Annotated in this window: 9 protein-coding genes and 1 pseudogene; 1 reads left to right on the top strand and 9 read right to left on the bottom strand. The window is 28.5% G+C overall.

Annotation, left to right across the window (positions count from 1 at the left end; all coding sequences use genetic code 11):
- Window positions 1-398: 398 nt before the first annotated feature.
- Window positions 399-1,826 carry an MFS transporter gene (locus IC218_RS03750; RefSeq protein ID WP_227823839.1) on the bottom strand — a complete coding sequence of 476 codons (1,428 nt, stop codon included), beginning with the start codon at window positions 1,824-1,826 and terminating at the stop codon, window positions 399-401.
- A gap of 1,045 nt (window positions 1,827-2,871) precedes the next feature.
- On the opposite strand from IC218_RS03750, the pseudogene IC218_RS03745 reads away from it, so the two are divergent.
- Window positions 2,872-3,189 (top strand): annotated as a pseudogene (locus IC218_RS03745) (hypothetical protein).
- A gap of 564 nt (window positions 3,190-3,753) precedes the next feature.
- On the opposite strand, the gene IC218_RS03740 reads toward IC218_RS03745, so the two are convergent.
- The 8 genes from IC218_RS03740 to IC218_RS03705 form a co-directional block, all read right to left on the bottom strand.
- Window positions 3,754-4,197 (bottom strand): FlxA-like family protein, encoded by a 444-nt coding sequence (locus IC218_RS03740; protein WP_227433245.1) that lies wholly within the window; start codon window positions 4,195-4,197, stop codon window positions 3,754-3,756.
- An 87-nt stretch (window positions 4,198-4,284) separates the two neighbouring features.
- A complete protein-coding gene (locus tag IC218_RS03735; protein ID WP_227823838.1) occupies window positions 4,285-5,670 on the bottom strand; it encodes a sensor histidine kinase in 1,386 nt (461 codons plus the stop codon).
- A 1-nt stretch (window position 5,671) separates the two neighbouring features.
- On the bottom strand, window positions 5,672-6,379 hold the full coding sequence (locus IC218_RS03730; protein WP_227823837.1) for a LytR/AlgR family response regulator transcription factor: 708 nt from the start codon (window positions 6,377-6,379) through the stop codon (window positions 5,672-5,674).
- A gap of 329 nt (window positions 6,380-6,708) precedes the next feature.
- On the bottom strand, window positions 6,709-8,016 hold the full coding sequence (grdF, locus tag IC218_RS03725) for a sarcosine reductase complex component B subunit beta (protein ID WP_227483219.1): 1,308 nt from the start codon (window positions 8,014-8,016) through the stop codon (window positions 6,709-6,711).
- Window positions 8,017-8,101: 85 nt separating this feature from the next.
- Window positions 8,102-9,388: a sarcosine reductase complex component B subunit alpha gene (gene grdG, locus IC218_RS03720; protein WP_227823836.1), complete on the bottom strand. Its 1,287-nt coding sequence runs from the start codon at window positions 9,386-9,388 to the stop codon at window positions 8,102-8,104.
- Window positions 9,389-9,667: 279 nt separating this feature from the next.
- Window positions 9,668-10,993: a sigma-54-dependent transcriptional regulator gene (locus IC218_RS03715; RefSeq protein WP_227823835.1), complete on the bottom strand. Its 1,326-nt coding sequence runs from the start codon at window positions 10,991-10,993 to the stop codon at window positions 9,668-9,670.
- Window positions 10,990-12,984 (bottom strand): ATP-binding protein, encoded by a 1,995-nt coding sequence (locus IC218_RS03710; RefSeq protein WP_227823834.1) that lies wholly within the window; start codon window positions 12,982-12,984, stop codon window positions 10,990-10,992. Before IC218_RS03710 ends, IC218_RS03715 begins: the two co-directional genes overlap by 4 nt.
- An 83-nt stretch (window positions 12,985-13,067) precedes the next feature.
- Window positions 13,068-14,315 (bottom strand): GntP family permease, encoded by a 1,248-nt coding sequence (locus IC218_RS03705; protein WP_227823833.1) that lies wholly within the window; start codon window positions 14,313-14,315, stop codon window positions 13,068-13,070.
- Between the last annotated feature and the right edge of the window lie 157 nt (window positions 14,316-14,472).

The following is a 14,472-nucleotide window of genomic DNA, read 5'->3' as shown; positions in this document are numbered from 1 at the left end:
AACATTTGCATTAAAACCACAAGTAACCTTAAGAGGATAGTCACTAATATTTATATTTGGTATAAAATTTAAAATAGAAATTCATAAATAGTAGTTATAAAGCTATATGTAAATTTACATAAATATAGTATATTTATGCAATTATTACTTAAGAAAATAATCTCTTCTCTGTTTTTATGTAATTATTTGTTGATATTTCAACATTTTAAAATAAAAGCCAAAAACTTATGTCAGTAAAATGTTTTATCCACAATTTTCTTAAAAGTTTCTCACATTTTATCCACAAGAAAAAGATAGCTACTATTAAATACAAAAAAAGACGTTTTCTAGATGGTATTGTATTTTTATCCATTATACAACAATACCTTTACACAGTATTATATCTAGAGGCTGTTTTCCTAAGTGGAAACAGTTTTATTCCTTTTTGCATAGATAAATCGAACTACTGTGAAAGTCGCTCCCAACAGAACGATTGCTGCCAAAGTGGCATACACCCAGTGCAGACCATACAGAAACACATCTGGACGTCCTTGTACATAATTAGTAACTGGATATCCGATTTTTGCACTCATGCGGTTGTATAACATCGAAGTGCTAAGCGTAACGCCTATGGACATCCCCATGTATCTCATAAGACCAGCAAGGCTACCAGCAAGCCCCAACTCACTATTTAAAACACTGCCCATGACCAAAGAATTGTTGGGTGACTGGAAAAGTCCTGCTCCAAGCGCAATTACAAATAGGAAACATACAAGTATGGCGATAGGGGTAAACTTAGTCAAAAAGACAATCAGAAGCATACCTGTGGCATTGAAAAACAGGCCTAACATAGTTGGCAACTCGCATCCAATACGGTCGGACAGGATACCACTAAGTGGACCCACAACTGCGATAACAACAGGAGTTACTGTTAACAGTATCCCCGCGAGCCCTGGACCGAAAGCTCGTACATCCTGCAAATAAAATGGCAGGAGAATGTTGTGGGCACCAATCGCTATAAAAATAGTGAGCATGGTAATCAGATTAATTATGAACATTTTATTACGGAAAATCCTCAAAGGGATAAGAGGATCCTTGGTACAACGCTCCACAATGAAAAATAGAGTAAGCAACAAAACGCCCACCCCCAGCATGAGCATCAGCGACCATGTTACACCGTTTTGCAACAACGTGATAGGAATGAAAATCAACACGATGGACATAGTCATCAGCAGTGCCCCTTTGATGTCCATCCGACCTGAGTACGCCAGCTTTCTGCGTGGCAAGGTCTTTAGCCCAACTATCAGTGAAACAAACCCAATAGGAATGTTGATGATAAAGATAAAAGGCCATGGTAGTATGCTCAGAATCAATCCACCAATCGTTGGTCCAGCCATACTACCCAGCGCCACAAAAGTGGCTACAAATCCCAGCGCCTTGCCACGTTCCTCTGCAGGAAAGGACTCAGTGATAATCCCTTGATTGGTCGCCAACGCAGCCGCACCGCCCAGTCCCTGCAAAGCACGCATCATAATCAAGAATGGCAATGAATGGGTAATACTGCAAAGCAGCGAGCTTATGGTGAACAATAGCACACCAAACTGAAATATAGGGACTTTTCCCATTGTATCACCCAATCGTCCGAAAATCAGAATAGTAGCACAAGTGACAATAAGATAGATGCTGGCCACCCATTCGACACTGCTCATAGTCACATTCATCTGCGACATCATAACTGGTAATGCGATATTGACAATACTTGTATCAAGTGTAGTCATGAAAGTCATGATTACAACGGTGAACAGAATTCCCCATTTGTGATTGGTATGTTGTTTTTCTTTTGACATAGAAATCTCCATTCCGCCACTAACACTTGTGGCACAAAAAGTAATAAAAATGGCGTGCGTCTTCCACCATATTATGTAATAGTTTTAAGTGAGAAGTTATACTACAAAACACAGGAAAGTCCAAGCACAAATAAGTGATACTTAAAGTCTGCACACTAAGAATTCCAGATAGGTATGCTAGCTTTATCTAGACTACTATGAAAATCAATAGTAACTTTTACATCCATACAATTATACTTTATGACTTCATGCTGTTCTATATTATCAGATTGTCCAACCCACTCCTAGATCCTTGATATCTACTTTCCCACTGTATCGATAAGAATGTCGTATTCAATCAGCATACAGTACATATTTTTATGGAAGATATACATTTTTGTTTGGAGTCTCATAAGAAGTTTGGATTTTGATAGCGCAAACACATGATAATTTTTTATGAACTGTAATTTCAGGCGTTCATAGTATATCTGATCGTCTGGAATTATTTTTCAACTTAATTACATAACTTTCATTTCAGATATATCACTCCCTGTATTACACTTAAATTTAATACTACTACTTTAACTCCAAAGACTCAGTACAGGCGGTTGGTTATACATTACCTGATAGGATTTCATTCTACTGTATTGCTATCAGCTTGCCAAAGCTTCATAGAATTACTTTCGCTCATTTTCCATTTCTCACTAATATTTTTATTATATCACAGTTCATTTTAATTTTCTGCATAGCAAATATAAATATATTCACACAATAATCTATCTAAAGAGTGTCGAGTAACACTTTTGATGTTTATTCCAAAAAAATAAGCACCCTTTTTTATAAGGGTACTAGTGTATATGAATAATCTTATTTAATACAATTATAACATGCCTTATGTTTTAGTATGATAATTTTCGTTATTTTTATTGTTACAGATTATTCTATCGCTTTATGTGTTTTGTTAATATTTGTAATATTTTAGATACTCTTTATACTCGTTATACTTTTATTAGGAAAATTAATCTAATTATAAGTTGATGATTATATTATAAAGGAGGTATCTACTATGAATTTTGGTAATATCTATCTTATACTTATTGGAGTAGGAATTATAATAGTAACTACAATAATATATTTGATTAAACCTAAAACTAGTTTTTGCAGTGAAAAATATTTTAATAAACTAGAATCAACATATGGAAATATAGATAGAAAAAGAACGGTTAAGCTAGAAGTACTTTATCCCTATGTAATAGATCTTGAATATATAGCAATAGGTTTATAAATAAGAAGATTAGATATTACAATATTAGCAATAATATTAGTAGTTATTATAACAGTGGTATTATATTATTTAATTAGAAAGAAATATATAACTGTATGAAAACTAATATAGTTAATGATTAAAACAAAAAGAAGGTAACAACTAATTCTAGTTGCTACCTTCTAATCTATCTATTAATAAAATCTAATACCTTATAAATAGTCTCAAACCTATCAGTTCTCTTTATCATAGTATAATTTTCTTTAGTTAAAAAAATAATTTAAGAGATATAGAATATATGATTCAAGACATATAAACGCAAGTTTGCTTTTATTAGGAGACACTAACATTAAAGTTGTTTCAGAAAAATTATGTTATAAATATATACAAATAACTATGAATAGATACTCTCATGTGCTTGAAGAAATGGATAAAAAAGCATCTGATAATTTAAGTAAAATATTATTCAAATAAACAAAACTGACTGTCAACTAGTTGTCAGTTAAACTTAAAAAAATAGGTTTTGTCAGTTCAATGTCAGTCAGTTAGTTTATAATAATTTATTTTAAACATCGCTAAAACTACGTGTTTTAACACTTCTTTATGTTTGTTTATACATATTTGTTATTCCTTAAGAATATAAAATACTAATTAATATTTCAACAAGTTGATTTTCTAGATACACTATATAGGTCTATTAAATTTTACTTTTAAATTTTTATCGTCTTGAACAAGACTATAAGTATTGTCCCATTGTTCTTCTTCATTGCTTTTTTCAAAAATATCATATGGTGTTTTTGCATTTTTATTATTAGAATTTTCTTCTTTTCTATCTAATGTACTATTCTTCACTTCAGAAACAGTATTTTGTCCTCCCTCTGACTCTTGTGCTTTCTTTTCTTTTAATTCTTGAATTTTACTTTCGATTTCTTTTATTTCTTTTTTTAAATTTTCTATTTTTGACTTAGCCATTTCATTATCAATACTTTTATCGTTTTTAACTTTCTCCAATTCTTCTTGCAATACTTTTTTTTGCTGTTCTAAACTTTGTATTTCACTTTGGTTATTACCTGAACTGTCTATATTAGACATCCTTGGTGTCTGACCACTTATACTTTCAATTTTCATTTTAGTAACCTCCTATTTCTATATGTTAAATTTTTCATTTATATATACTTTTATTTACATATATAATATTGGTTACAAATTCTATTTTCAAGTTAATTGTTCTGAAATGTCAGTATAGTGTAATGAAATAATTAGTAATATATTTATTTGAAAATAATCTGATGTATTCTCTATACTTATAGCTCCCTGGTATTTCTTAGCAACCTCTCTTATATTTGAAATTCCGATACCTGAACCACTTGTGTAATTATTTGCTGCATTATAACTATTCCTTATTTCTATCATAAAAAATCCACCATCTAGTTTAGTTGATAGTTTTAAATATCTATTTCGTTTATCTACAAATTTACAAGCTTTAATTGCATTGTCAATAGCATTGGCAAATACTATACAGAGGTCAACATCATTTATACTAGTATTACTTGGTATAATTACGTCACAATACACCTGTATTCCTAATTGTTTTGCTATGCTTAATTTATTGTTGAAAAGGGCATCAATTACAACATTTCCTGTATTACAAGAAAATGATAGGTCACTGGTTATTTTTTCGAGTTTATTTAAGTACTCTTGTGCTTTTAAAATTTCGCCTTTTTTTAGCAATCCATTTACAATAGCTAAATGATTATTAAAATCATGCCTAAAAGACATCGTTTGTGACAATCGAGATTTTGCTTCTTCAATGTAATTTTTTTGAGAATGAATTTGTTGGTTTAAAATCGCCTTATTTTTCTCTTCTTTTAAATATTGCATCAATTTCTTAAACTCAAATAAAGAGAAAAAAACACATATAATTCCAATTGAAGAAAAAAGGAAAGCTTGAATTTCTTTAGTAAGAGATGTATTCATTAATAATTTTACAGTTTGAAGTTTTGTATCGATATTTATCGTTGAACTTGAATAACCAGTATGCTCAAATGATTGCCAAAATAATATTATGAGTAACAATGGCATTATCAAAATTATTGAATATCTATCAAATTTTACAGTTTTAATATTAAATTTTTTAGCACTATACCAATATATAAATCCAACTATTATAATCGTAATAAAAAATGAAATCTCTGTATTTATAACAAATTTATAAATATTTATATCTGTATTATTTATAAATAGTAAGTAATTAAATGGAGCTATAAATCCATATGCTAACTGCTCAATTATATATACTAATAGAGATAATACTATAGATAAAACTGTAGATTTTTTTATTACATACTTTACAAACAAAAAAGTCAGTAGAAAAAATATAAGCCGTGAATAAAATAAATTATATAAATTAAAATATGTATTTATACTAATTGACAAAACTGATACTAACAAGTATAAACTACAGTCCCCAAATTTCGACTTAGTATTTGTAAAACTAATTAGAAAGTAATATTGCAATACTGCCATTAGACTTCTATCTACTGCAAAAACGAACAAAATACTATATTCTAATAATACATTAGAAGAAGATAAATTAGCCATGCTATCTCCTCCTATTTTTCATATTTTCAAGCATAGCTTCAGAAAATTCTTGTTGACGTAACCTAGAAACAGGTATCATATCTCCATTTTCCATAACTACATTACCATTTCCATAGCTATATACAGCTTGTAAATTAATTATATAACTACGATGACATCTAAAAAAATTTATTGGTAAACTTCTTTCTAGACTATCAATAGTTTCATAATAATCAATAATTTCTTTTTTTAAATGGATATAAATCTTTCTTTTTATAACTTCACAATATAAAATATCTGCTATTTTTAACCTCCAATATGAGTGCCCTTTTTGTATTGTTATATAATTTTTTTCATTACTATCCAGCTTTATAATTATTCTATCCATTGTCTTAGATAGTTTTTCATTAGATAATGGTTTGAGCAAGTAATTTATAGCATCTACTTCAAAAGCATCATATACAAATTCCTTTAAAACTGTCACAAAAATTATAAAACAATCATTATCATATGACCTTAGTTTTTTAGCTGCTTGCATTCCATTAATACCTTCCATCTGTATATCTAAAAAGATAATATCAAATAATTCATGATTATATAATAGAGTCTCAGCTTTATCAAAAAGCTCTATATTATATAATAAATTATTTTTATTCATATATAGCTCTATATTTTCTTTTAAATCATTTAGCATATACGATTCATCATCACAAATAGCAATTGAAATCAATATGTAACACCTTCTTTCTCATATTATTTTATTATATAAAGTTAACTTCTTTCTTTCAATTAATCTGTTCTAGTATGCTTAATATATGTTCCAAAGTGAATAACTTTACGTTTCATAGTATATCTAATTTAAATTTATGTATCAATACTCTAAATTTAATTTTCCATTCTAGTAAATTTAAAAACAAACAAATATATTTAATATTTTTAAATTACTTAAAATTACTTAAAATTACTTAAAATTACTTAATAAAAAAAGATATCATAAAATAATTTTTAAAAACTATTTCATGACATCTATTTTAATTTAAGTGTTGTGCTATATTTTTATTATTCAAATACTGTTTGGTCTTCTACATCTTCTTTTAATGAATTTAAGGCTTTTAAAACTATGTTCTTTCTAATTTTTTTACTTTCTTCTTCTCCTAGCTTTGGATTCCCAAGTGGGTATGGTATACCTACTGCTGGAACAATTCTATTTGCTCCTATTGTAAGTGATATTGGTACTACAGTACAAACATGGACAACTGCTATACCTGCTCTTTCAATCTCTTTTACCATCGTTGCTCCACAACGAGTACAAGTGCCTCATGTAGATGTTAAAATTACAGCCTCTACTTTATCTTCTACCAATTTTTTAGAAAATTCTTCTCCAAATCTCTTAGAATTACCCACACTTGTTCCAGTACCTGTAGTGGTTATAAAGTAATTTGCCAACTCTCCAATCACACCATCTTTTTCAAATTCTCTAACCACATCTAATGGCACAACTAAGTTTGGATTTTCAAGTACATATGCTCTATCATAACCTCCATGTATAGTTGTAAAATCTTTATTTGACATAGAATTCATACCTGTTAAATCATAAATACCATACTTAGTAGCACTTGAAGATTCGATTTTATCTGGATTATCAGTTGGAACTATCCCCCCAGAAGTTACTAATGCAAGTTTTATTTTAGATAAGTCTTTGATAGCCTTTACAGGTGTAACTCTATCGAATTCTGGCATTGGATATTCAGTTTCAAATTGTTCTCCATTCATTTTCTTAACCAGCATTTCAATTGCTCTTTCAGAACCTCTAAATTCATGGAAGAAATTTTTTCTTATTCCCCTCATTATATATCCTTCTACTTCGGGAGGTCCTACTTCTTCACCCTTAACTAATTTAATCCCTAGTCTTGACATTATTGGAACTACCTTTCTAAGACTAGCTGCTGAATTTCCTGTAGCTATTATGTGTAAATCTAGTTTAAACATATCTACACCTGGATTTTCTTTATACATTCCTGTAACTACAGGAATATTTAATTCTTCTTCAACAGCTTTACAAATAGTTCCACAGGCTACTCCATATCTCCCTGCATTAAATGCTGGCCCTGCAATAAATAAATCAGGTTTTTCTTCTTTTATCATTTTTAAAAGTTCTCTAGTAGCATTTTCAATATTTTCTCCAAAATATGTGTCTCCACAAATTACAGTTGAAACTATCTCTGCTTCATCTTTGAATTGACTTTGAAATGCCATTCCAGGTCCTACTACTCCCTTTCTTTTTTCTGGTGGAATATCTGCTTTTTCTTCTCCTCCTATACCAGCAAAGAAATTATTTATATAGTGAACAACTCTGATTTTACTCATATCTTAATCCTCCAAATCACTTTATAGTTATTACATCAATTAAGTTAATAATGGTATTAACAATAACCTATACTCAAATATTTATTTAATAATATCTTGCTGTCAAATGATTGTAACCATTTGCTATAGTTGATGCTATTATAATCTGTAATTCTGCATCCATACTTCCATCATCATTTAAGCATCCTTTATACCCACCAATCATCATTTCAACATAATCCAAAGTTCCTATAACTTTTTTCATAGCAGGAAAATGGACTACTAAGTTTCCCTGACCACAAGAAACAAGTGCATCTGCCTCTTTAGTAGCATCTGCTATAGATTGACTCTTTCCATCTTTTCCAGGAAACTCATCAGTTATTAAAACTACACTTGCTCCAACTTCACTACATTTTCTACAATTCATCATAAGGTCAGTGTCTGGATTTCCGTATCCTTCTTCTGTTACTAATACTCCATCAACCCCTAAAAATTCTACTAACTTTGCAACCATATCAGAACTTCTTTCTTTGTCAACTAAAAATACATTTTCATTAGTTAAAATTACACCTATAAAATTTAAGTCTTTTCCATGTCTTTTATATAAGTCATGTATAACTGGATTATTTAAATGGTGGAAAGTAGTCACTTTATCACATGGTGCAACACAATTACCAGATATTATGGCTCCATCCATTATTTCAGTTGGATACATAAATGTTGGAACTATTTGTTTAGCATCAACTCCATAATAATAAGTATCATGTAAAAGTCCCTGTGATTGCAACATATGAACATATGCTACTGTTGGTAGGTCTGGATATTCTTTCACTTGTTTTAATAGTGGTTTTGTTTCATATACTATTATTTCATCTGGTTCAATTTCCTTGCCTGCTTCTCCTATATAGGCGCCTATCTTTAATCCAACTATTCTAGCTGCTTCTTCATAATCATGAGTTTCTATTCCCTCTTTTGCTTTTATAACAATACATACATTATTTGTTTTTGAAAAAGGTGTATATTTAGCAGTAGGACCACTCATATCAATTACACCTTCCTGAAACCCGACTATATTTCCACAAGTTATAACACAAGCTCCTGAAAGGACATGAGTTCTTCCACTTCCTACAGTCTTTACTTTGTTAATAATTCCAGGAAATATTTTGCTTTCATCTCCAATTTTAACTCTAGGTTCTATAACATCTTTAACTGGTGCTATTCTTATTGATTCACCAGGTCTTGCAAGTTCAACATTTACACTTACAATTCTTTCATCTTCTAAAGCTATCTGTTCTATTTCTTTACCATTCACGTATAATATGCCATCTTTTACTTCTGTTTTCTCGCCAAATTCAACGTTTTTTATAAATATATTCCCTAGCTCTAACTTCATATGAAAATCCCCCTTAATACATTTAATCGCAATTAAAAATATCTATTATTACGTTTATTTATATACAAAGCATTTTATATGCCAATTATTTAAAATATAGCTTTTTTATGTTAATGCTATAGATATTTTCATTTTTTACTTATATAAACATTGAATTTACCTATAATTATTGTAAGTCTTAAATTTAAAAATTATAATAAAAAAAATAAGTAGAATTTTTCTACTTATCTTTTAATAATTGTGAGAAATTTTTTACTCAGTATATGAGAAGTTTTTTTCTCACTTAATATTGTACTCTGATATTTTATTAGTTAATTGTCTTCTGCTAATCTCCAATTTTTTTGCTGTATTTGAAATATTATTTCCACATAGAGATAGAACCTTTTCAATATATTCACACTCAAATTCTTTTCTTATTTCTCTTAGAGGTCTAATACTTATTTTATCATCTATGTTTATATTATTTGATATTAAGTTTAAATTATCTTTTGATAACTTACTTCCTTCACTTAAAACTACTAATCTATTGATTATATTTTTTAATTCTCTTATATTACCTGGATAATCATAATTTATTAAAAAATCAACTACTTCTTTATCAATTGAGGATATTTTTTTATCATGTTCAATCTGGTATTTATTTAAGAAAAAGTCTATAAGTGTATTTAAATCTTCTCTTCTATTTCTTAAAGGTGGTATAGTTATTGTTATTGTACTTATTCTATAAAAAAAATCTTCTCTTATATTACCATTTAGTATTTCTATTTTAGGTTCTTTATTCATTGCACAAATTAATCTAAAATCAACTTTAATAGACTTGTTGCTTCCTATTCTCTCTATAGATTTATCTTCAAGTGTCCTTAACAATTTTACTTGTACATTTAGAGGTATATCTCCTATTTCATCTAAAAATAAAGTGCCCTTATTTGAAAGTTCAAATCTGCCTTTTCTATTATCTACTGCTCCAGTAAAAGAACCTTTTTCATGTCCAAATAACTCAGATTCTAATAAGTTTTCAGAAAAAGAACAACAGTTTACAGGTACAAATATTTCATCTCTTCTTGGACTTAGACTATGTATATATCTAGCTAAAACATCTTTTCCTACACCAGATTCTCCAAGAATTAGTATATTTACATCTTTACAAGCAGCCTTTTCTGCGATTTTTATTATATTATTAAAATCCTTATTTTTAGATTCTAAAGTAAAGTCCAAATTATTTTTTTGTGTACAAACTACTTCTTTTTCTGTTTTTACTTTCTCAATTTCTTCTAATAAAGTTTCAATAGGATTGCTTTTTATAAAATAAGATAAAGCTCCTCTTTTCATGGCTTCCACTGCATTTTCAATACTTCCATATCCAGTAACTAATATAACTTCTATATTTTTATTAATAGATTTAATTTTATCTAAAAGTTGTACTCCATCCATGTTTTTCATCATAACATCAGACAAAATCAAATCATAATTTTTATTTTTTTTGATAATACTCACAGCTTCTTCTCCACTTAGTGCTATATCTACCACATATCCATTCTTTTGCAAAATTTTTTTCATTATTGTTCCATACTCTAATTCATCATCAACTACTAGTATCTTCATCATATAGTCACCTCTTTATTTAGTGGAATTTTTATATAAAAACAAGTACCAACTCCCAATTGACTTTTGACACTTATATCTCCGTTATTCTTTTTAATCTCATTATATGTAATATACAATCCTAATCCAGTTCCTTCACCAATCGGCTTTGTAGTATAAAAAGGATTAAATATATCCTTTAAAACGTTTTCTTTTATACCATCACCATTGTCTTTAAAATCTATAAATAAACAGCGCTCTTTCACATAGCAATTTATAATAATTTTACCGCCTTTATGTACTGCATCTACTGAATTAGATATTAAATTTATAAATACATGTTTTAAAGACTCTCCATTTATGTAACACACTAAATCCTTATTGCAGTTTATATTTATTTCAACATCTTTTAACTGTAAAACTTTATACTGAAGCTTGACTATATTTTCAATAAAATTTCTTGTATTTATATTTTCTAAACTATCATCTGATATTCTTGCAAAATTTAATAAGTTCGTTATTATATTACTTGCTCTATCTACATTACTTTCTATTGATTTTACACAATCATTTACCTCTTCTATAGTGACATTATCTTTTAAAAGATAACAATTATTTCTTATTATTCCTAGAGGGTTTCTTATCTCATGTGCTACTCCAGAAGCTAGTTGCCCTATAGATATCATTTTATTATCTCTCAACAACTTTGCTTCTATTATTTTATCATTAGTTATGTCTTTAATTAAAGCTACTATATATTCAACATTATTTTTTTTATATTCTACAGGGAAAGTACTTATTTTCAAAATTTTATTACTCAATTCTATTTCACTTGTTTCATGTGTATTTTCAGAAAATGTATTCTCAATAATATTTTTTATTATATCAATTAATTCTTCTTTTTTATATTGTGTCTCATTGATAAAATCATAGAATACTTTATTTGATTCAACTATATTGTAATTGTCATCTATAAGCATTATTATGTCTGTGATACTATTAAATGTAGCCTCTAAAGCCTTCTTATTTTCTATTACTTCTTCTGTTTTCCTTTTTATTTCTATTTTTAATAAATATGTATAACTATAAAAAATATAAATAGATATCAAAATTATGCCTATAAAAATATAAATGATTGGTATGACTCCTCTATCATATAATACATCATCAACTTCATTATATATAGAATACCATTTTTTATTTAAATCTTTATATACACCATTTTTCTGAAGTTTAAAAATTCCCTTATTTAAAATACCAACTAATTCTTCATATTGTTTAGGAACAGCGAGAACTGCCTTTTTGGTATAAATAGGAGTATTTAAAATACTATATTTATCTGAAAGTTCATAGTTTATTACATAGTATTGTAGTACTGGTTCATCACCAACAACTACATCTACTTTACCTGACATTAAATAATTGACTCCAGTCTTTATATCTGGAGTCAACACAATATCTATATTATCAACTCTTTGTTTCAAAAAGTTTATAGAATAGTCACCCTCTGGTATTGCTATTGTTTTTCCTTTTAAATCTCTATAACTATTTATATTCTGTGATTTTTTATCTTTCAATATATTTGCGCTTAACGTATAAATTGGGTCAGTAAATACAAACTTATTTGCTCTTTCTTTTGATGGAATTAAGTCAAAAAATCTTATACTATCATCCACTGGATTTACAAAGGATTCTTTCCACCATGTATTTGGTTTAAAATAGAAATCTCTCCCTATTTGGATTGATAGGGAATTAATTAAATCAACAACAATTCCTTTGTATTGACCATCTTCTTGACCTTTATATCTAAGAGGAGGAGAGCTCTGGTCAGAACTATAAACTAAATTTTCATGTTTTTTTAGCCATTGTTTTTCCTCTTCTGTAAATGGAAGTGATTTCTTAACATATTCAAATATATTCAAATTATACTCCATACCTACATACATATTTGCGAGTAAAACTACAACTAAAAATGAATAAATAATCCCTATAATTACTATCTTTTTTTTATTCACCTTAAAACTCCAATCTTTCTTTTTTATATAAATTCAATATTTAATAACAAAATCCTACTTTTTTCATTAAATATTTATATTTATTATAAGATTAATTGTATAGATGTTGAAACTATAGTCATTACTATTCCTATTAGTGCTTCATACGGAATCAATTTAAATCTTTCACCTATATCCATATTTATACTACCTGCACTAGTATGAAATAATGAACCATGTGGTAATTGTTCAAATACACTAGAACCTGCATTAACAATTGATGCACCTGAAATTGGCGATAATCCACCACTTAATATAGCATCAGAAAAAGTTGATGATGCTATAGTAGCTCCAGCTGTTGATGATGCTGTTGCCAGTGACATAAGTATACCTGAAATTGGTGCTAATAAAAATTGTGACATATTTAAATATTGTAGTATACCTATTGTACTCTGTTGTAATTCAGACATTTGTATAATACCTGCAATAGTCCCTGTTCCGAGTAATAATATGCATACACCTTGCATCTTAGATAATCCAAAAGATAAATACTCTCTTGTATTCTTCAAATTTCCTGTAGCTATTAAGGTCGCTACTCCTCCTATAGGAAGTGCAACCATAGGGTCTATTACTATAGGTGATATATTTCCTAAAAACAATAAAAATATAGCTACAATTGGACCACATAATGACTTAAACAAACTTGGTAAGTCCTCTCTTTGCTCCAAGAGTTCATATGATTCCACCTTGTTTCCTTTATTTATTAATAAACTTGCCAAAACAACTGTAATCACAATACCAACAATTGCTGGAATTACGTTTGCTATCATAACACTAGATAGATTTACAGAAAAATTTCCTGCTACCGCAATGGTATTTGGATTTGGTGATATTATATTACCTGCTTTACCTCCACCTAACATAGCTAAAAGTATTGCTAATTTAGAGTAGTTTAATTTTCTTCCTATGTATAAGCCTATTGGTGCTACAGTTATTACAGATACATCCAAATTTACACCTACTCCTGCAAGTACCATTGTTGAAGCAGCTATAGAAAGTAAGGCTCTCTTTTCTCCTAATATCTTTACGATTTGTTCTGATATTTTATCAACTGCTCCTGTTTTTATTAGACTTCCAGCCAATACACCTGATGCTAAAGCTCTAAGAATTGATGGTGAGATATTCATAGCTCCAGTTGCCATAAAATCTACAGTCTCTGTTATACTTGCTCCTCCAATTATTCCCCCAACAAATGCCCCTAACATTAAACTATATACAGCTTGAAATTTCTTTATAATTAAAATAATTGCTACTAATAAGCCAAATATAGCTCCGAAAGTTGTTATTTGCACACTATTCCCTCCTATCTTAAAGTAAGTTAATTATTTTTTACTTAATTTAATTTTATTTAAATATATTTTAAGTATTCTGTATCCACTTGTCAATTATATTTTAATTTATTCAATTAGATTTAACATTATTTATTCAAAATTATATCTTATATGTTAT

The sequence above is a fragment of the Clostridioides sp. ES-S-0005-03 genome, from assembly GCF_020658455.1.
GTDB lineage: Bacteria > Bacillota > Clostridia > Peptostreptococcales > Peptostreptococcaceae > Clostridioides.
Note: the sequence above shows the minus strand (reverse complement) of the source record. Positions and strands in the feature narration are given on the sequence as shown.